The organism is Synechococcus sp. WC10meta (genome assembly GCF_047461475.1).
The window spans coordinates 1-17970 of record NZ_JANSHF010000009.1 but is presented as its reverse complement, the minus strand read 5'-3'; the positions used below and the strand labels follow the sequence as shown (position 1 = coordinate 17970).

General features: G+C 60.3%; 19 protein-coding genes and 1 tRNA gene. 6 read left to right on the top strand and 14 right to left on the bottom strand.

Annotated elements, in window-relative coordinates; all coding sequences use genetic code 11:
- Window positions 1-23 precede the first annotated feature (23 nt).
- Window positions 24-815 (bottom strand): Ycf66 family protein, encoded by a 792-nt coding sequence (locus NW804_RS06155; protein ID WP_414423119.1) that lies wholly within the window; start codon window positions 813-815, stop codon window positions 24-26.
- 158 nt (window positions 816-973) lie between these two features.
- Between NW804_RS06155 and NW804_RS06150 the strand changes: the two genes are divergently transcribed.
- The gene (locus NW804_RS06150; protein ID WP_414395183.1) at window positions 974-1375 is read left to right on the top strand and encodes a hypothetical protein; all 402 of its coding nucleotides are present in this window, start codon (window positions 974-976) and stop codon (window positions 1373-1375) included.
- Here NW804_RS06150 and aroH read toward each other — a convergent pair.
- From aroH to NW804_RS06120, 6 genes are all read right to left on the bottom strand, one after another.
- On the bottom strand, window positions 1372-1746 hold the full coding sequence (aroH, locus tag NW804_RS06145; RefSeq protein ID WP_414395182.1) for a chorismate mutase: 375 nt from the start codon (window positions 1744-1746) through the stop codon (window positions 1372-1374). The two genes, NW804_RS06150 and aroH, sit on opposite strands and share 4 nt — an antisense overlap.
- An 87-nt stretch (window positions 1747-1833) precedes the next feature.
- A complete protein-coding gene (locus NW804_RS06140) occupies window positions 1834-2523 on the bottom strand; it encodes a V4R domain-containing protein (RefSeq protein ID WP_414410157.1) in 690 nt (229 codons plus the stop codon).
- Window positions 2524-2557: 34 nt separating this feature from the next.
- Complete coding sequence (locus NW804_RS06135) at window positions 2558-3037, bottom strand: hypothetical protein (RefSeq protein WP_414410158.1); 480 nt, start codon at window positions 3035-3037, stop codon at window positions 2558-2560.
- A 25-nt stretch (window positions 3038-3062) separates the two neighbouring features.
- The gene (locus tag NW804_RS06130) at window positions 3063-3314 is read right to left on the bottom strand and encodes a hypothetical protein (protein WP_414412451.1); all 252 of its coding nucleotides are present in this window, start codon (window positions 3312-3314) and stop codon (window positions 3063-3065) included.
- On the bottom strand, window positions 3311-3994 hold the full coding sequence (locus NW804_RS06125; RefSeq protein ID WP_414405737.1) for a V4R domain-containing protein: 684 nt from the start codon (window positions 3992-3994) through the stop codon (window positions 3311-3313). The genes NW804_RS06130 and NW804_RS06125 overlap by 4 nt, the downstream gene beginning before the upstream one ends.
- 154 nt (window positions 3995-4148) lie before the next feature.
- Window positions 4149-4367, bottom strand: a complete 219-nt coding sequence (locus NW804_RS06120; protein WP_414420959.1) for an Hfq-related RNA-binding protein — start codon at window positions 4365-4367, stop codon at window positions 4149-4151.
- A 361-nt stretch (window positions 4368-4728) separates the two neighbouring features.
- On the opposite strand from NW804_RS06120, the gene gvpA reads away from it, so the two are divergent.
- From gvpA to NW804_RS06095, 5 genes are all read left to right on the top strand, one after another.
- Window positions 4729-4956: a gas vesicle structural protein GvpA gene (gene gvpA / locus NW804_RS06115; protein ID WP_414404485.1), complete on the top strand. Its 228-nt coding sequence runs from the start codon at window positions 4729-4731 to the stop codon at window positions 4954-4956.
- A gap of 156 nt (window positions 4957-5112) precedes the next feature.
- Window positions 5113-6120, top strand: coding sequence for a gas vesicle protein GvpC (gvpC, locus tag NW804_RS06110; RefSeq protein WP_414423118.1), 1008 nt, complete (start codon window positions 5113-5115; stop codon window positions 6118-6120).
- A 63-nt stretch (window positions 6121-6183) separates the two neighbouring features.
- Window positions 6184-7068: a gas vesicle protein GvpN gene (gene gvpN / locus NW804_RS06105; RefSeq protein ID WP_414405735.1), complete on the top strand. Its 885-nt coding sequence runs from the start codon at window positions 6184-6186 to the stop codon at window positions 7066-7068.
- A 33-nt stretch (window positions 7069-7101) separates the two neighbouring features.
- The gene (locus tag NW804_RS06100) at window positions 7102-7434 is read left to right on the top strand and encodes a gas vesicle protein (protein WP_414395170.1); all 333 of its coding nucleotides are present in this window, start codon (window positions 7102-7104) and stop codon (window positions 7432-7434) included.
- A gap of 73 nt (window positions 7435-7507) precedes the next feature.
- Window positions 7508-7933: an LptA/OstA family protein gene (locus NW804_RS06095; RefSeq protein ID WP_414410163.1), complete on the top strand. Its 426-nt coding sequence runs from the start codon at window positions 7508-7510 to the stop codon at window positions 7931-7933.
- Between the two features lie 15 nt (window positions 7934-7948).
- On the opposite strand, the gene NW804_RS06090 is transcribed toward NW804_RS06095, so the two are convergent.
- The 7 genes from NW804_RS06090 to psbA all read right to left on the bottom strand — a co-directional run bounded on the left by NW804_RS06090 (window position 7949) and on the right by psbA (window position 17893).
- Window positions 7949-8022: transfer RNA gene (locus tag NW804_RS06090), tRNA-Arg, on the bottom strand.
- Window positions 8000-8680: a ribonuclease HII gene (locus NW804_RS06085; RefSeq protein ID WP_414423117.1), complete on the bottom strand. Its 681-nt coding sequence runs from the start codon at window positions 8678-8680 to the stop codon at window positions 8000-8002. The genes NW804_RS06090 and NW804_RS06085 overlap by 23 nt, the downstream gene beginning before the upstream one ends.
- Before the next feature lie 43 nt (window positions 8681-8723).
- A complete protein-coding gene (locus tag NW804_RS06080) occupies window positions 8724-10685 on the bottom strand; it encodes an Rne/Rng family ribonuclease (RefSeq protein ID WP_414423116.1) in 1962 nt (653 codons plus the stop codon).
- 540 nt (window positions 10686-11225) lie between these two features.
- Complete coding sequence (locus NW804_RS06075) at window positions 11226-13865, bottom strand: TIGR03960 family B12-binding radical SAM protein (protein ID WP_414410166.1); 2640 nt, start codon at window positions 13863-13865, stop codon at window positions 11226-11228.
- Window positions 13866-14108: 243 nt separating this feature from the next.
- Window positions 14109-14963, bottom strand: a complete 855-nt coding sequence (locus NW804_RS06070) for a vitamin K epoxide reductase family protein (RefSeq protein WP_414423115.1) — start codon at window positions 14961-14963, stop codon at window positions 14109-14111.
- A 32-nt stretch (window positions 14964-14995) separates the two neighbouring features.
- A complete protein-coding gene (gene mutL / locus NW804_RS06065) occupies window positions 14996-16708 on the bottom strand; it encodes a DNA mismatch repair endonuclease MutL (protein WP_414423114.1) in 1713 nt (570 codons plus the stop codon).
- Between the two features lie 120 nt (window positions 16709-16828).
- Window positions 16829-17893, bottom strand: coding sequence for a photosystem II q(b) protein (gene psbA, locus NW804_RS06060; RefSeq protein WP_414420358.1), 1065 nt, complete (start codon window positions 17891-17893; stop codon window positions 16829-16831).
- Window positions 17894-17970 lie beyond the last annotated feature (77 nt).

Sequence of the window (17970 nt, the reverse complement as noted above, 5' to 3'; positions counted from 1 at the left end):
CTTCTAGGGGTCTGCTGGGTCAGCTAAAACAAGTCATCCTCGGATTCGTCCGGCTCTACCTCCTGAACCTCCACTGACTCCACCTCGACGACGCGGCGAGAGGAAGGGCGAGGCTTTTCTTCGGCGTAGCTCTCCTCTTGAGTTTGGGGTAGACGGGGAGGACGACGTCGGCTACCGACGTCAGTGCTTTGCTCCTCCTGGGTATCGTCCCGATACTCCTCAGGGGTTGGGCGACGAGGGCGACGGGCGGAAGGCGGAGGGGAAGACTCAGCCTCCTGCTGCAAGGTTGTCTCTAGCTCTTCCTCGTCATCCTCCGAACGACGACGCGGGCGCACCTGCGTACTGCTGGTCAACTGTGGCCGCGGGCGGCGCGCTGGTTCCTCGCTGCGCTCAGGAATGGAGCGGCTAGAGGAGGAGGCATCGCGAATGCGGGATCCGCTGGCCGCGCTGGCAACGGCACGTCCTTGGCCATAGCCATCGGGCGGATAGGTGCGGCTAAAGCCTTGGCGCCGCATAGCTGGACGAACTCCAGTTATCTGGCGCACCTTCTCGTTTAGGAGAATGCGCAGGCGGAAGGTCTGGATGGCAAACCAGCCCGCCATCACCGCCAACAGCACCTGGGCAAAAAACAGCAAGGGGATTAGGCGCTGACCTTCCAGGAGCAGAGAGATGGAGTAGATCAGGCCCATCGTAGCGAAGATTACATCTGACTCTTCCGAGGCTTCGGGCTTGACAAAGCGGACGGCAAAGATGGCTCCACTGGCAATTGCCACCAGGGCTGCCATCAAAAAGTAGGGGCTTTGGGTGAGAAACATGCCAGGGATCCCCAAACGATAGGAGCGGGAAAGCTGTAAGCTTTACCCCTTTCAGAGCCGATCCTAACACCAATCCTTCTGCTGGCACGGCCCAGGATCAGGATGCTTTGGTAGGGAGGGGTTGGTGCTAGAATCGACGGCAGCTCCCAGTAGGCTCCATGCTGTACCTGGCACGGGTAGACAAGAAAAGTCTTTTTGGCCCAGCGGAGTTACAGCTTCTAGCCCAACAGGGCGAGAAGGGGATTTGGACACCGCTGCCTCAGCCGGAGCGGATTACTCTCAAGGAGGCAGCCCCTTACAACGTTGGGGTGTTGCTGCTGGTCGAGCTGGGAGAAAACCGGCAGGTGCAGCAGGTGGAAGAGGCGGCGATGAAGCTGGTGGAGATGCTGCACAGCCTCTCCCAAGCCTACAGCCTAGTTGACTGGACGGAGATTGAAAACTGGCGTTTTTCCCTAACTCGGCAAAGCCAAGAGTTAAGCCGTCGCGAAGCGGAGATAGCTGCCCGTCAGGAGCAGCTGCAACAGTGGGAAGCTCAACTGCGGCAAAAGCAATCTTCCTAGACGGGGCTGAGATCGGGCCGTAACTCGCGAGCGCCTCTTAGATAAACGTGGTGCATCTCCGCCTGGGTCAGGGGAGTGTTCAGTTGGATTAAAACACGGATGCAGCGGGGCAAAGCGCCATTGACCTCCATCTGTTGCACGTCCAGCAGAGGCACTGCCTCCCAGCCAGGACGGCGGCGGGCAAATTGGGCAGGAAAGGCGGCATCTAGGTCAGGGGTAACGGAGAAAATGACGCTCACTACCTCTGCCGGATCAATGGCGTTGCGATGTTCTAGGGCATCCAGCAGCTCGTTGACTGCCGCACCAATGGCCTCGGCAGTGTTGGCCGGCACGGTGATGGCTCCTCGAATTGCTCTCACCCGCCACCCCAATGGCTTGGCCCTCGTGCCTTTGAGCTCGTCTTGCTTTCACAAGATTATACAGTTTGTCTCTTTGGGATCCCACCCCCTCCTTGCAAGCTAGGGGGCAGGCTGCAACACCTTCTCTAGGATCTGCTCGTGGCTAAGGCCCGCGTCCACCCAGGTTTCTGCCTCCTTGAGGCGGTTGGCAGCCGTCAAGATAAACAAGTTGCTTTTTGCCCCCAGAGCCTCGCTGGTGGTTTGCACGCAGGCCAAGTCCTGGCCAGTCAATTGGCTAAACCAAGTGGCCAATAGCCCTGCCTCCAAGAAGCCCATTGGGCGCTTAAAGTGGGAAGGCGTGGCAGCGGCGAAGGGAGAGTTGCGAATCGACACCACCACTACCCCCTGGTCTTTGTAGGTCCAGTCGAGGTCGATCAACCCCCAGCCGTGGGTTTTCCAAGCCTGTTTGAGATTCTGGAGAAAAAGGCCCATCTCCAGCTCAGCTAGGGGCTTTTGGTAGTAGTCGGAGAGCTCCTGGGCAAAGCGGCGGAAAAACTCCTTGCCCCACATGCGGCCACAGTGGCGCAGCACCAGACGGGCCGCTTGTCCTGTCTCGTATTCCAGGCCAGTGTAGATGGCTCGCAATAAGGTTTCTGGAAGGGCTAGGAGACGGTCGCCGTGGCGACTCTCTAGCAAACCCGACTCCAGATCGCTTTGCAGGTAGAGGCTGGGCGCGTAGTAGTTGGCCAGAACCGGCGTGTAGGGATCAAAGCCGGCAGAGCTGTTGGCAAGGGAAACGGTGTCAGCCATAGGGGATCCCTGGGTTGGCGAATGGAAGCCACCGCTAGGCGGCTGGGAGGCCGCTTAAAGCTAGCAAAGCTGCCTGCACGCGGGTAATCAAGGGACGGATGAACTCGAGTTCGCCAGGTTGTAGGCAGTCTTTGAGCTCCTGCTGGAAAAGCCGATGGGCAACTTCGTAGACGTTCTGCAGCCCATACAGGCGCACTTCCTCTTCCATCCAGTCGATGAGCCGCTCTTTGAGGAGGTTTTCGTCCTGCAGCAACATGGCCAGGGCGCTGTGCCGCAGCAACAGCGACAGGTGCCGACGGCACAGATCCACGACCTGGGGGGAGAGGTTGGGCATCTCCTTCTGCAGAGCCTCCAAGGTGCGGCCCACCATCTGAGCCTCCCCCTCCCGCAGAGCCCGGTACACGTGCTGCCGTTTTGGCCAGCCGAGGACATAGGCTTTCAGCTGATCCAGCTGCTCCGAGGTGAGGTAGCGAGCCTCTGCCTCGATTAGCATTTGCTCCAAGGGGCTGACCATCTCGCTTCTCCTAGAAGGCTGGCGTTCAAAACAGGCTGAATAGGTTGTCCAAGGTGATCTGCTCTTCCTCTGGCCCAGCTTCCGGTACCGACCCCAGGGATTGCCAAGAACGGGCCGCCAAGGCCAGGGGATCCCCGGGCCAGGGGATGGAGTTAAGGTACTCCCGCACTTGTAAGAAGGGCATTGGCAGCAAGCGGCTTTGCCGTGGACGGTTATCCCAGTTCAAGCGGGCAAAAAAGCTCTGCACCGACTCCTCTAGAAAGCTCTCTGGCGTCATGCCTTGGCCACCCCTTGACCAGAGCGCAACTTTTGGGCAATTTCACTAGCCGTGGCCCCCTCGTTGAGCCAAAAGGCAGCCGCGTCAATGCGCTCTTTGCTGCCGAGCAAAAACTTGCAGTAGCTTTCCCCCATGGAGTAGCACTGGATCTCGATGCAGTTGAGCTGCCGCTCTACCATCGTGCTGAAAAAACCGGCAAATAGGCCGGCGTAGAGGTGGCAAACGGGTTTGCCCACATCCCCCAAGGTGCGGGCCACAGCCGAGTCGAACAGGTTGATGAAAATAAACCCCTGCCGCCGGCTTTCGAGCTCGACTTCCCAGCGCCCCCAGCCTTGCGAGGTCAGAGGCCACCACCAGGTTTCCAGGAGAAACATGAGGTGGGTCTGCTTGGGCTTGCGCCGGTACTCCTCCTCGAACCAGCGGGAGAAGTGGAGAGCATCGTTGCGCCCCCACTCGCGGCCAATGGTATACATCAAAGAAGCAGAGGCATCCCCCACCTCTTCTTCCAGCCCCTGCTGCAAGCCGAGGATAAAGTCTTCGCTGACCAAGACGTTGCGCGCGCCCGTCCAGTCCACTAGAGATCCCCGCGAGGGGTCGAAGCGGTAGAAGTCCTCACGGCTGTAGTGGTTGTGTCGCTGGGCAGCGGGCTGCAGGGCGAGCTCTAGGGTGCCGGTTGTCATGGCTGGAGGCGAGGAAGGTCAAGTTTTTCACTCTTCTTGTTGCTGAATCATAACCTTTCTGCTAGGAGCTTTGGCTAGAGCTGTCGATGGATGCGCCAAAAGGCCCCTGCCGCTGGGAAGCCAGCGACAACAAAGAGGCTAGGGGAATTGGGGTTTAGGGGTGAGGTCGGACTTTGACAAAGGCGATGGCGGAGCGCCATAGCAGCGATTCTTGCCCCTCCGCGTCTGCTAGGCAGAGACAGTCTGGATCCTGCCAGCGTAGCTGGCCGATGAAGACATCTCCCGTATTGAGCTTAACCTCCAGGATTTCTCCATCCCGAATCACCTGCTGTAGGCGACGCACACTCGGGATCCCAGTGTCAAAGTCGGTCACGGCAGTCCTCTTGGCCAGTGAACGGACGGCGTATCGGCAAGCGCACTGCTCTCAGTATAGGGGATCCCTGCCGGCCCGCACCTTGGCTTAGCCAACGCTAAAAAGCGCTCTCGCCCTTTGACCCACTTTTTCTGCCAGCGGCTACTATGTAGGGGGGGTGCGCTTAGAGAAGACGGCAAGCCTTGTCGACCTGCCGTGTTCTTCTGTTCTCCCCGGAAAAAGCTAGCGGAATAGCGCTGGGGTGGCAGAACGTGCACCTGTCGCCCTAGGGAGGGCTAATCCCGTTTGGGATCCCTTCTATCTACCGCTTTGCCACCGAATTGTTGTCCTTTTCAACCATCATCCTTGCAGGAGAGAGGCTATGGCAGTTGAGAAAGTGAACTCTTCTTCGAGCTTGGCCGAGGTGATCGATCGCATCTTGGACAAGGGCATTGTGGTCGATGCCTGGGTGCGGGTTTCGCTGGTGGGGATCGAGCTGTTGGCCATTGAAGCGCGCGTCGTCGTGGCTTCGGTGGAGACCTACCTGAAGTACGCCGAGGCTGTGGGCCTAACGGCTACTGCTGCCGCTCCCGCTGTCCAAACCTCCTAATCGACTTCCCAGCTCCCAACAAAGCCTCAGCCTTTAACTAAGAGAAATGCAGTCGGCAAGTGAGGCAGGGGTTCAAAAGAATCTCTGCCTCCTCCCCCTTCAAGCGATTGGCTTGCGGTTTGAGGGGAAGTAAAAAACTGCCAAGGAGAGAACGCCATGAGTTTGCAGGAGCAGTGGGCCGAAGCCCGCAGCCGACGGGTGGCTCAAAACCTAAGTTTGTTGAGCAGATCCCGGCAGCAGCTCCTGGAGCAGCACCGCGCTCTGATGGCCGAGCTGAGACAACGTCGCCAGGAACGCCAAGAGGCAGTACGGCAGCAGAGGGAGCAAACCCGCAGCCAACTGCGCAGCCTGGAGCAGAACCGAGCGGCGCAGCGGGCTTTGGACAAACATGCCCGTTTAGAGGCTGCAGCGCAGCGGGCCCAAGGAGTGGCGGTGCTTCTCTCTCGCCTGGCCCAAGAACGGGCCGCCCAATCACAGGCGCAGCGGCAGGAGCTAGAGACTTTTCAAGCCGACTTGACAGCGATGGTGAAGAGCTTGCTAGCCACCTATGCCCAGGCGCGGCAGGCCATGGCCAATCAAACCCGACAAGTGCGGCAGGCTTTCTATGCCGACTTGCGGCAACGGGTACGGCAGGAGCTGGCTCGGATTGCCCAAGAACAGCGGGCAGAAGCCCAAGCGCTCCGCCAGGCTTTGGCAGCTTTCCGCAGGGCGTTGTGCGAGCAGGTGTGGGGGGATGGGATCCCTGTCCTCCTACCTGAAGATTCTGGGGCTGTTGAGAAGCAGTTAGAGCGTTGGGACAAACCCCCAGAAATAGCTCCAGGCGAAGCTCCTCAGCCAGAGGCTACAAGCAAGAGCGAACCCCCAGGGGATACTCCTGTAGCGCCGCCACCCCCTGAGCCCTCTCAAGATCGAGTTGCACCCCCACTTGCTGGCGAGGAGCAGCCGGATCCAATCCTGAACTACGTCAACAACTATGTGGCAGCCCTGCAGGCGCAGGATCCCAACCTAACCTTGCTGCAGGTGATTGGCGATCGGGAGCGGGTGCGGGATCTGCTGGCCCGCGGTGCCGTGGATCTGGGGGTGGATCCCTCGGAAATCTTGGCCACCTTGCGGCGTATGGTGTCAGCGACGGCTGTGATCTCAGCTCCGCCCCCGTCTCCGTAAGCGCAAGAAGACGGTTACGGCTTACGGCTATAGTCCAGGCAAGTTAAGCGTTGGGTATTGAATATGGCTACGGTTTTGCAAGCGCGTCCCCGCCAGTTTGTAAGCACTCCCTACATTGAGCGGATTACCCGCCGCGCCTTGCGCTATCTGCAATCCGGTTTTGCCGTGCATCTGCGGGGGCCTTCGGGCACAGGCAAGACCACCCTGGCAATGCATTTGGCCAGCCTTCTAGGTCGCCCCATCATGCTGATCTACGGCGACGATCGCTTTGATTCTTCCGACCTCATCGGGGGGCGCACTGGCTTTACCCATCGGCGGGTGGTGGATAACTTCATCCATTCAGTGGTGAAGGTAGAGGAAGATGTGCAGCAGCGCTGGGTAGATGCCCGCCTCACCTTGGCCTGCCGGGAGGGGTTTACCCTCATCTACGACGAGTTCAACCGCTCCCGCCCCGAGGCCAACAACGCCCTCCTAAGTGCCTTGGAAGAAAGGCTGCTGGTTTTGCCGCCGGGCAGCCACCGCTCCGAATATCTGCGGGTGCATCCCCAGTTTCGGGCCATCTTCACCTCCAACCCCGAGGAATACACGGGGGTTCACAGGGCTCAGGATGCGCTGCTGGATCGGATGATTACCATCGATATTGGGGAGCCCGACATCGAGACGGAAAAGGAGATCCTCATTTCCCGCATTGGCCTATCGGCTTCCGACGCGCTTAAGATTGTCCACCTTGTCCGTACCTTCCGCCGCAGGTTGGATCTGACTCGCCAACCCAGCCTGCGCAGTTGTCTGATGATTGGACGCATCGTCAGGGAGCACGAGCTGGCGGTGAGTAAGAACGATGCCGACTTTCGTGCTCTGTGTGCCGACGTGCTGTTGCCCAGGGCCGGCAAGCGCTACGAGGAAGGAGCCCAGGTGCTCAACTACTTGCTGGATCAACTGCCCAACTGATATTGGTTTGCACGCTTTGGAGGAGAATTCCCAGTGCCCATTGCCTCTCAACCCCTGGCCACGGCAACGCATGGCTCTTCTCTGGCCGATGTCCTGGAGCGGGTTCTGGACAAGGGCATTGTCATCGCTGGAGATATCACCGTTTCCGTGGGCAATGTGGAGCTGCTCAGGGTGCGCATTCGGCTGCTGATCTCTTCGGTGGACAAGGCCAAGGAGATTGGGATCAACTGGTGGGAATCGGATCCCTATCTCAGCAGCCAGGCGCGGGAGCTGCTGGAGACCAACCGCCAGTTGCTGCAGCGGGTTAGCGAGTTGGAAAAGCAACTGGCTCAAGTCCTGCCCAGGGGAGGGGATGGCAAGGGCTAACAGGCTGCCCCAGCAGCGGGATCAGGGATCCCAGGCTAGACTGGCTGCTGGAGTGGTTTAACCAGGGGAGGGAATGGCGAGGGGGATCGACCTTGACCAAAGGAGCTTGGGCCGCCAGAGGAAGGTGGGTTGGGCGGTGGGCATAGGGTTGGCCCTTGCGATCCCCGGCCCAGCGTGGGGGCAAAATCCACGCGCCATCAGCATTAGCGCCGATGTTCAGGAGGCCAACGCCAATACAGGGGTGTTCGTAGCCACTGGCAATGTTACCCTCCGCTTCCCTGCTGAGCGCCTCACGGCCCGCGCTCACAAGGCGGTCTACTACAGCCAAGAGCAGCGGATTGAGCTGGAAGGCCGGGTCACCGTCCGCCAAGGAGAAAATCAACTCCAGGCCGAGAAAGTCATCTATCACATTGGAAAAGGGATCATTCAAGCTGTCCCCTCGCCAGGCCAGCAGGTGGAGTCTATCTACGTGTTGCCAGCGCCCACCGCCAGCCCTTGACCCAATCCCAACTAACGCCCACGAAAGGATTCGAACCTCCGACCCCTGGGACCGGAACCCAGTGCTCTAGTCCGCTGAGCTACGTGGGCAGCCTTCAGACCTTATCCTACCCTCCCACTGGCCTGCTTGCAAGTCCCGGACAGGGGCAAAGCTATGGCGATGCTGGGGGCTTGGCCCCAAGCGCTGCAGCGCTAGCCAGTGCTCCCGTGTCCCATAGCCGACGTTGGTGCGCCAGCCGTAGCCGGGGTACTGGGAGTCCCAGCTCTGCATCAGGGCATCCCGCCAGACCTTGGCCACGATGGAGGCAGCGGCGATGGAGAGGCTGAGCTGATCCCCTTGGACCAGCGCCGTCTGCTGGGATCCCAGCTCCGCCAGCGGCAGTCCATCCAGCAGGATGTGCTCCACTTCCCCCACTTGGGCCAGAGCTCGCTGCATGGCCAGCAATGTTGCCTGGCGAATGTTGAGTTGGTCAATTTCGGCAGCAGAAGCACTGCCAATGCCTACGGCCAGGGCCACTTGGCGAATCCGCTCTGCCCACTGGGCACGCTGCCGTGGGCGCAGTTGCTTGCCATCCTTTACCCCTGCCAGTACCTCGGGATCGAGGTAGGGTGGCAGGATGACCGCCGCTGCCACCACCGGCCCCGCCAGGGCTCCCCGCCCCACTTCATCCACGCCTGCTACCCGCAGGATCCCCTCTTGCCACAGGGATTCCTCCCAGCTCAAGCTGGGCTTCGTTGCTCTGTCCATACGGCCCCAGCGCTATCTCAAGCAAGAGCGCTAACCGGCTTGGCTAGCTGCTGCGAGAGCGCCGTCGTCTGGAGGCTGCTGGAGACTGGTGAGAGGGATCAATGACCACTTCTGGCGGCGCCCCTGTTGCCGGTGGCTTTGCTATTGATTCTGTAGGCAACCGTTCAGGCTGGGCAACTTCCGCCAAAGGCGCGCCGTTGGCAGAAGTTGTGTCGGTTTTTGCCTCCACCGGGCTGTCCACCTTGGCCGTGCCTGGCAAAATGACCCTAACCACCGTGTCTCGGCCCGCCGGCGGCGGCTGATCCAAAAGCAACAGGGGTGACAGACCCAGCTCCGAATAGACCCGCTGCTGGAGAGGAGTCATCTCCACAGTGATGGTTTGTCGAGCTGGCTGGCTCTCTGGGGACTCTATCCCACTGGCGCGCCCAGCATCCTCCCCCCGGCCAGGGCGATGGACTTCCTTGCGCTTCTGCTCTGCCCCTGCCACCGGCAGTGGCTGCGGGCTTTCCTCTTCTACTGCTCCCTCTTCGCGAGGCCGTTTGCGCACCGGCTCAGCCCTGGCTTCCTCTGGCTCCAGTCGCTCTCCTTGAGCCAGCCGAGAGCGGTCTAGACTTGGTGGCAATGCCCCATTGCTTCCTAGCTGCAGGCGCGCCCGCTGGGAATCACCATTCCGGGGCAGAATTGGAGCGCCCTCCTCTTCGCCCTCCTCAGCCTCGCCAGGCAGCGTTACCGGTCGTCCACTTTCGACAGTTAACAGCCGCCCCGGCTCGGATCCCGGCAGTCGGGCCAGGATCCCTAGCCCCTCACAGGTGGGGCAGGGGTGGCCAAAGATCTCATAGAGGCTCTGCCCCTGCCGCTTGCGGGTGAGTTCCACTAGCCCCAACTCTGAGAGCTGAACCACCTGGGGTCGGGCCTTGTCATGGGCAAGGGCTTTGTTGAAGTGTTCCAAAACCAGCAGCTGATCCTGGCGGGAGTCCATGTCGATGAAATCCACCACGATCACGCCGGCAATGTTGCGCAGCCTCAGTTGGCGGGCAATCTCGGTGGCAGCCTCGCAGTTGGTCCACAGCACCGTCTCGCGGGAAGTGGCCGACTGGGTGAAAGAGCCAGAGTTGACATCGATCACGGTCAGGGCCTCCGTGGGCTCGATGACGATATAGCCCCCGGAGGGTAGATCCACCCGCGGCCGCAGTGCCTGGCGAATAACCGCATTGACCCGGAAATACTCCAAGATGGGGGTGGGCTCACGGTGAACCTCGACAACAACGCCGGGCGGCATTTTTCCTTTGTTCCAGCCTTGCAGATAGCTGCGCACCCGCTTCGCACCGGCCACCGAGTCAGTAACGATGCGGTTGACATCGTCTGAGTAGACGTCCCGCAGCACCCGCTGGATAAAATCCTCGTCTCGTCTCAGTAGACCCGGCCCCCGTGCCGCCTGGTACTGCTGTTGAATCTCTTCCCAGAGCTTTTTCAATTGCTCCAGGTCATCGATCATCGCCTCTTCGGCTACTCCCTCGGCCTCAGTGCGCACCAACAGGCCCATCTGGGGAGGCTTAATCAAGATGGCTAGCGATTTCAGGCGATTGCGTTCTTCTCGATCCTCGATGCGGCGAGACAAATACACCCCTTTGCCGTAAGGTCGCAGCACCAGGTAGCGTCCTGGAAGAGCCAGGTCTCCCGTAAGACGCGGCCCTTTGTTGCCAGTGGGCTCTTTCATGACCTGCACCAGCACTTTCTGTTGCGGCAGGACCAGTTCGGAAATGGGAGCCTGGTTGCGTTTGAGGCGCAGCGGGCCTAGGTCACTGACGTGAATAAACCCGTTGCGTTCTCCAGAGCCGATGTTGACAAAGGCGGCATCGATGCTGGGCAGGACGTTCTCGATGACACCCACGTAGATATCCCCCACCTGGTGGGTGCCACTGGCGATGATCAGCTCTTGGACTTGGTCTTCGGCAAAGACAGCGGCAATGCGGTGTTGCTCAGCAATAACGATCTGCCTAGGCATGCATTTTCCTCCCCGCCCCCACGGCCTGCGGTTTTGGATTTGCCCTCGTCTCGGAGAAGTGGTGTTCTAGGATTGGCTCGATTTGACAACAAAATTGACTCATCGTGCAGCTGTCCATTACCCTAAGCTCTGCTCCAATGGCCAACGACGAACTTTATAGACAGGCAGCAGGAAAAAAGTAGCCCAGCAGAGGAGCCTGTGGCAGCCTAGCCACCTCTTGCCCGTAACTTGCCTGCAGGAAAGAAGCCTGTCCTCGGGAGAAATGAAAAGCTAGGTCTAACTGGAAGAGGCACACCTCTTTGTAGCACCTGGCGCCTGGGCCCTGTTGCGGCTGCTGCCTGCTCTAGATAGTGAGCTCAAATTTGGCCCGACTTTTGCTGGCTGCTCATCTTGCCTTGGGTTAGGTTGAGGGCTAGCAAGGGTGGCAGCGGCAGAAGCCAGGGGTAGCAAAATTATAGCGCTTGCGGGATCCCTCAGCCCAGCTGACCCTGATACCGCAGCCTGACTGGGGATTTGTCCAGGGGATCCTGCCACCCGTCCTCAGTCGGAATTCAAGGTGCCGTCCTCCCACAACAAGCGCAGCCGTTTGGACGCCTGCAGCGTCCAGCGAGGCAAGCCCAGGGCCTCGGCCATTTGCAGCAGTTGGTTGGGCCGCAGGTAGGCGCCGTTGTTGCGGCAACTGCCGCGGTAGAAGAGGTAGGCGCTGCCGTCGGGGGCCAAGCCCTGAAACTCCAGGTAGTATAGCAGGGGACGGGCATTGAAGAGAGAAGCTTTGCCCGACTTGGAGACTTTTTCAATCCAGATCTCGCGCGCATCCAGGATCTGGGTGACCCAGGCTGGCCAGTCAGCAGTGGGCGACTCGCAACTTACAGTGAGCTGATACTCAGCGGCATAGACGGCTTCGGTAGCCGAGGGATCTCGCAGGCCAATCTCTTGGATGGCCCGGATGGAGATTTCTGGCGGCAGTTGTTCGACAAGCAGGGCGCGCAGTTCGTCAGGGGTGACGGGCCCCTCGGGGCGCTTTAGCAACTCCAGATCGAGGACTTCGCCGTAGCCTTCCTGGCCGATGGGCAGGGCGTTGGCGTTGGCTAGTCGAGGCATGGGGTGGTAGCCGCCGCTGAAGGCTAGGGGCAAGCCGGCGCGCCGACAGGCCCGCTCCCATAGGCGCATGAGATCCAGGTGGCCTAGCCAACGCAGATCCCCGGTTTTGCTGTAGGTGATGCGGAAACGCTGGGCAGGCGGCTCTGGCTCGAGAGGATCGGGGGTGGGGGTGGGGCGGCTTTGCAAGGGCGGAACGGGCGGGGGCGGGATGACAATGTTGTGACCAAAGCCGGGACCGCAGACGCCGCAGGCGGAGCACTTCTCGAAGGAGCAGTCTTCTACCGTGATCGCTTCTAGGGCGCGGCGGTAGTCTTTCTGCAGCCATTTCTTGTCGATGCCGGTATCGATGTGATCCCAGGGCAAGGGATCCTCCAGGCCAAATTCGCGCATCGGGAGATAGGCGCAGAGGGCCACTGGATCGGCGCTGGGATCTACCGCCTCGCCGCAGTAGGCCTTCACCCAGGCGGCATAGGCGGCGTCGATGTTTTCCCACCAGGCATCCAAGCCGGCGCCAGCTCGCCAGGCCTGCTCGATCATGCGGCCCAGGGAGCGATCCCCTTTGCCAATCAAGTCCTCCAGGATGCTAAAGCGAATATCGGTAAAGTGGGCCTTGACTCCCCGCAGCCGCCGCAGTTCCCTTTGCAGCAGATCCTGCTTGCGCCGCACGTCAGCGTAGTCCACCCGGTGCCACTGGAAGGGCGTGTGGGGCTTGGGGACAAAGTTGGAGAGGGTGAGGGTAAACTCCACCCGCTTGCGGCCCAGGGCCGCACATTCTCGCTGCAGCATCTCGACCGTGCGGGCAATCCCAATCACATCGTCGTCAGTCTCGCCGGGCAGGCCAATCATGAAGTAGAGCTTAATTTTGTCCCAGCCCTCCTGGACTGCAGTGCGAATGCCGCGAATGAGGTCAGCATCGCTAAGGCCCTTGTTGATGATGTCCCGCAGCCGTTGCGTGCCGGCCTCCGGAGCAAAGGTCAGCCCCGAGCGGCGGGATCCCTTCATGATGGCGGAAATGTTCTCATCAAAGCGATCCACCCGCTGGCTGGGCAGGGAAAGGGCAATGTGCTGGCCAAGGAGACGGTTATGTAGCTCTGCTCCCACCGCTGGCAGGGAAAGGTAGTCAGAGCAGCTGAGAGAAGAAAGAGAAAACTCGTTGTAGCCGGTCTTGCGCAAGCCCTGCACCACCGCCTCCACTACCGCTTCCGGATCGACATCGCGGGCAGGGCGGGTGAGCATGCCGGGTTGGCAAAAGCGACAGCCGCGGGTACAGCCACGTCGCACTTCCACCACCAGGCGGTCGTGGACAGTGGCCACCAGCGGTACTAGACCAATGGAGTACTGCAGTTGGGGCAGCGCTACGCGGCGGCGAATGCGCTCCGGCACCCCAGGCACGATGGGCCGCGGGGGGATCCCCTCGTAAAACTGCGGCACATACACTCCTGGCACCTGGGCCAGCTCCAAGAGCACCTCCCGGCGGGGCTTGTGCAGGGATCCGGCCAGCACCTGACCAATTTCCGGCAGCACCTCTTCCCCATCCCCGAAGACGAAGAAATCAAAAAAGTCGGCAAAGGGCTCTGGGTTGGAGGTGGCAGTCGGCCCACCGGCAAAGATGAGGGGACACTCTTGTGGGGTAAAGGCTTGCCGTTCCCACCACTTGAGCGGGATCCCGGCCAGATCCAGCATCTCTAGGATGTTGGTGCCCCCCAGCTCATAGGCCAGGCTGAAGCCGACAATGTGGAAAGCGCGCAGGGGGCGACGCGATTCTACGGCAAACAGCGGGATCCCCAGCTGCCGCATCCGAGCCGCCAGATCCGGACCTGGCAAGTAGGTGCGGTCGCACAACTGGTCTGGCTGGGCGTTGAGGATGTTGTAGAGGATGATGTGGCCCAGGTTGGAAGCCCCCACCTCGTACAGCTCCGGGTAACTTAGCACCCAACGCACCCGTGCCGAGTCCCAAGGGCGATGGACAGCCCCGAATTCTTTGCCCAAGTAGCGAGCTGGCCGCTGGATTTCAGGCGTGAGCAAGCGATCCAAATCAACGGGTTCTAGGTGTGCTTCCGTGGCAGCCGCAGCAAGCATGGGGATCCTGGCAAGAAGTAAACGCAGCTACTAATTCTGACTCTAGCCGAACTTTTCCAGCAGCCCAAACCCGGCGTGGTTTCTGTGTAGGCAACGGGCGCAACCCTCAAGAAAAGGACAGCTCGACGGGAAGTGATCCCGTAAAGATCCCTCCAGTGGGGCAGTGGAGATAAACCCCGCTCCTAGCTAGGGGTCGTGGAAAAAGTCCGCCTTTGTCCAGTGTTGTATCAGTCTTCAGAGCGGTCAATCCTGCTCTTCCTCTGCCTTGAGGGAGTACCCAGAAGCTACTGCCAAAGCTTCCAGCGAGCGGAGTCCCACGTAACTGCGGCCATTGATAATCCAAGTGGGATAGCTGGTGATCCCTGCCTTCGTACATTCCTCAACCTGAGGCGTGCCGGGCCCGTTGGGCGAGCACTCCACGTAGGGTATCTGGGCAAAGGCCGACCCAAACAAGGCCTTCTGCTCTTGGCAGTGGGGGCACCAATAGGCCCCGTACATGGTGGCGCCAATCTTGCGCAGGTGGGCTGCTAAGCCTGCCGCTAGGGGGCTGGGCGGAGGAGCCTGCTTGGCGTACACCCCAAGGGTAACTACCAACGTAAACAGGCCCACGAGAATGTAACTGAAAGCCAGCTTGGCCCAGTCCAGCCAGCGGTGGCCAAACACCGTGACGAGCCACAGCCCCGCTACCAACCCCATCGCTGCCGTGCAGTACAGGCAGAATTGCCGTAGCACCGCCACCATCAGGTAAAGCATGTACAGCTCAAAGGCAGTCATGGCGGAAACCAAGCCAAATAGGGCTGGCCACCGCCACCGCTTCACTCCCGGAATCCCCTCCGGCAGCCCTGCCAGGGCCAAGACGGCTAGAAACCCCAGCAGGCCAATGGCTGCGGTTGGGATCCCCAAAAACTCTGCCCACCGACTGGAGAGCACCAGGTTACACCCCCCATCCCCCCCACAGAAGGCAGCAGGCTGCTCCGTCAGCTTGGTGTAGGTAAGGTAGGCTGTTAACAGAACTCCCAAGCTGGACAAGAAGACCAAGATTGGGCGCGCATGGCGCTGCAGCCAGGTTTCTTCTGGGGTTCTGAGATAGGAAGCCATAGGATCGTTCCAGCAGCTTGACACCCCTGAAATTATAGAGGGGCAGAATTGACCTCGTCCGTGGGATCTAACACCGGCAAGCCGGCTGAGCGACGCACTTGGGCAGCCAAACTGTCTCCCAGCCGCAGGGATCCCAGCTTGGGGTCAGAGAGGGGGCGGTCGCAGATCCCCCAGCGGCGGCGAAAGTAGCGGGCCAAGTCGGCTTCGGCCAAAACTAGATAAACTGGACGGCCATGGGGACAGGTGTGGGGGTTAGCCGTGCGCTGCCAGGCATCCAGCAACTGCTGCATCTGCTCCAGGGTAAGCGGGATCCCGTTGCGCAAGGCACCACGACAGGCCAGGGTTACCTGAGCTGCTTCTAGATCCGCACAGCGGCTGAGTTCCAGAAGGGATCCCTGCACCTCTTCGGGATCTTCAGAGCAGAGAGCTAGCGGCAGGCGGCGCACCAAATACGTAGCGGGGCCAAAGGGTTCCGGCTCTAGCCCCAGCTGTTCCAGCTGCTCCACGGCTTGGGAAGACAATCCCTGCAACATGACTGGTGTCTCGAGCTCCACTAGCTGCCAGTGCCGTTGGATCTCCTCGTAGCGCACTCGCTCGTGGGCCAGGTGTTGCTCCACTAGCCACAGCCCCTGGGGGTGCTCCGCTAGAATGTAGGTTCGGTGCAGTTGGGCTAGCGCCTTCAGGGGAGGCAGGGAGCAGCCGGCGGCGGAGGGAGCTGAAACCTTGTAGAGCGACTTGGACTCGCTGGCGCGGAGGAGATGGAGAGAGCGGCGGCTGGACTGGGCAGAGCCTGCGCGCAGAAGATCCTGCAGGTACTGGCGCAATTGCTCCTGTCGCTTCTGCGGCTTTTGTAGATAGAGCTCGCTCTTAGCCGGATGGCGGTTCCAGTCCACTTGTTCCGGTGGCAGGCGCAGGTGCACCACTACCAGAGGATGGCGGTGGCGGGGCAAAGCGTGTTGAAAGACTGACTGGATTAGCCGTTGCCACTCCAGCATCTGCACAAAGCGACCATTGACGGCCACCCGGATCCAATCGGGGCGAGGGCGATGCAGGCGATCCGGCAAGCCCACCACCAACTCCCAGTCGCTATCCCCCTCTTGAATGCGCCGGTAGCGCAGATCGGAAGGCTCCACCTGCGGCAACATTTGCAGGAGCAGATCCTGCAGAGATTGGCCCGGCCAAAGACTAAGTAGCAGCTGCCCCTCCTGGCAGACTTGCCAGCTAACCTCTGGATGGGCTAGCGCAGCGTTCTGGACCAAGGTTAGGAGTGAGCGCGTCTGGGGCGGGGGACAGCGGCGCAGGGGCCAGCTAGCAAACAAATCCGCCACCGTCACGACTGTCCCCAGAGCGGTGGCTGCTGGCTGCTTGTGGATCAACTCCCCCTGCTGGTCGTAGGTAGCCAGCCAGCCATGCTCATCGGTGGCATGACGGGTCTGGATGGTCAGGGATCCCAAGCGGGCTAGGCTGTGCAGAGCTTCTCCGCGAAACCCCAAGCTGCCCCCATCCCACTTGCTCGTGGTATGGCGACGGGCTACCTGCTCCAACTCCGAGCCTGGGATCCCTTGGCCGTTATCGGCTACCCGCACCTGCCAGCGGCTGGGCCAAAGATCTACCTGAACGCGGCTGGCCTGGGCATCGAGGGCGTTTTCTATCAATTCCCGCAGGGCTGCCTCCAGGGAGTCGATCACCTCTCCCGCCGCCATTTGGGCAACTCGTTCCGGACTTAGAGGCCGAATCTTGACCATGGGAATATCTAGCACTGCTCCGCGGGGAGTCCTCTTTGCTCAATACGCCCAGTATGTCCTGAAAGAAAAACCCCTGGCGCTGAGGCCAGGGGGAGGAGGGTTAGGAAACCTGGGGAGGCACTAGCCCCGCACAGCCGGCGCTACCTCCACCGCCGCCAAGTCCAGCGGGAAGTTGTGCGCATTCCGCTCGTGCATCACTTCCATCCCCAGGTTGGCACGGTTGAGCACGTCCGCCCACGTCCCAACCACGCGCCCATTGCTGTCCACAATCGACTGGTTGAAGTTAAACCCATTCAGGTTGAACGCCATGATGCTGATGCCCAACGCCGCAAACCAAATCCCCACCACCGGCCAGGCCGCCAGGAAAAAGTGCAGGCTGCGGCTGTTGTTGAACGACGCATACCGGAAAATCAACCGGCCAAAATACCCATGCGCCGCCACAATGTTGTAGGTCTCTTCCTCTTGACCAAACTTGTACCCCAGATTCTGCGACTCCTCCTCCGAAGTCTCCCGAATCAGGGTGCTGGTCACCAAAGACCCGTGCATCGCACTAAACAGCGCACCCCCAAACACGCCAGCCACGCCCAGCTGGTGGAACGGGTGCATCAAAATGTTGTGCTCCGCCTGGAACACCAACATGAAGTTGAACGTCCCAGAAATCCCCAGGGGCATCCCATCAGAGAACGACCCCTGCCCAATCGGGTAAATCAAAAACACCGCTGTTGCCGCTGCCACCGGCGCCGAGTAGGCCACCGCAATCCAGGGACGCATCCCCAAGCGGTAGCTCAGCTCCCACTCGCGCCCCATGTAGCAGTACACCCCAATCAAAAAGTGCAGCACAATCAGCTGGTAGGGGCCGCCGTTGTACAGCCACTCGTCCAAAGAGGCGGCTTCCCAAATCGGATAAAAGTGCAAGCCAATGGCGGCCGACGAGGGCACCACTGCGCCGGTGATGATGTTGTTCCCGTACAGCAGTGAACCCGAAACCGGCTCGCGGATGCCGTCGATGTCAACTGGAGGAGCACCAATGAAGGCAATGATGAAGCAGGTGGTGGCAGTCAGCAGGGTGGGGATCATCAACACGCCAAACCAGCCGATGTAAAGCCGGTTGTCGGTAGAAGTCACCCACTCGCAGAACTGCTCCCACACGTTGCTAGCTGAGCGACGTTGGAGAACAGTGGTCATAAAGCCTAACTTCCCTGTGGAAGTGCGAAGATGGACAACCTAACCTTAATCCAACCGTTAAGTTCTGTCAACTCTCC

What these genes read in the sequence shown, in the direction of transcription:
- NW804_RS06140 (WP_414410157.1), bottom strand. Translation starts at nt 2,523, where the DNA reads ATGGCTGACACCGTTTCCCTTGCCAACAGCTCTGCCGGCTTTGATCCC.
- mutL (WP_414423114.1), bottom strand. Translation starts at nt 16,708, where the DNA reads ATGGTCAAGATTCGGCCTCTAAGTCCGGAACGAGTTGCCCAAATGGCG.
- gvpC (WP_414423118.1), top strand. Translation starts at nt 5,113, where the DNA reads ATGAGTTTGCAGGAGCAGTGGGCCGAAGCCCGCAGCCGACGGGTGGCT.
- NW804_RS06070 (WP_414423115.1), bottom strand. Translation starts at nt 14,963, where the DNA reads ATGGCTTCCTATCTCAGAACCCCAGAAGAAACCTGGCTGCAGCGCCAT.
- NW804_RS06130 (WP_414412451.1), bottom strand. Translation starts at nt 3,314, where the DNA reads ATGACGCCAGAGAGCTTTCTAGAGGAGTCGGTGCAGAGCTTTTTTGCC.
- gvpA (WP_414404485.1), top strand. Translation starts at nt 4,729, where the DNA reads ATGGCAGTTGAGAAAGTGAACTCTTCTTCGAGCTTGGCCGAGGTGATC.
- NW804_RS06085 (WP_414423117.1), bottom strand. Translation starts at nt 8,680, where the DNA reads ATGGACAGAGCAACGAAGCCCAGCTTGAGCTGGGAGGAATCCCTGTGG.
- gvpN (WP_414405735.1), top strand. Translation starts at nt 6,184, where the DNA reads ATGGCTACGGTTTTGCAAGCGCGTCCCCGCCAGTTTGTAAGCACTCCC.
- NW804_RS06095 (WP_414410163.1), top strand. Translation starts at nt 7,508, where the DNA reads ATGGCGAGGGGGATCGACCTTGACCAAAGGAGCTTGGGCCGCCAGAGG.
- NW804_RS06125 (WP_414405737.1), bottom strand. Translation starts at nt 3,994, where the DNA reads ATGACAACCGGCACCCTAGAGCTCGCCCTGCAGCCCGCTGCCCAGCGA.
- NW804_RS06155 (WP_414423119.1), bottom strand. Translation starts at nt 815, where the DNA reads ATGTTTCTCACCCAAAGCCCCTACTTTTTGATGGCAGCCCTGGTGGCA.
- NW804_RS06080 (WP_414423116.1), bottom strand. Translation starts at nt 10,685, where the DNA reads ATGCCTAGGCAGATCGTTATTGCTGAGCAACACCGCATTGCCGCTGTC.
- NW804_RS06075 (WP_414410166.1), bottom strand. Translation starts at nt 13,865, where the DNA reads ATGCTTGCTGCGGCTGCCACGGAAGCACACCTAGAACCCGTTGATTTG.
- NW804_RS06135 (WP_414410158.1), bottom strand. Translation starts at nt 3,037, where the DNA reads ATGGTCAGCCCCTTGGAGCAAATGCTAATCGAGGCAGAGGCTCGCTAC.
- psbA (WP_414420358.1), bottom strand. Translation starts at nt 17,893, where the DNA reads ATGACCACTGTTCTCCAACGTCGCTCAGCTAGCAACGTGTGGGAGCAG.
- NW804_RS06150 (WP_414395183.1), top strand. Translation starts at nt 974, where the DNA reads ATGCTGTACCTGGCACGGGTAGACAAGAAAAGTCTTTTTGGCCCAGCG.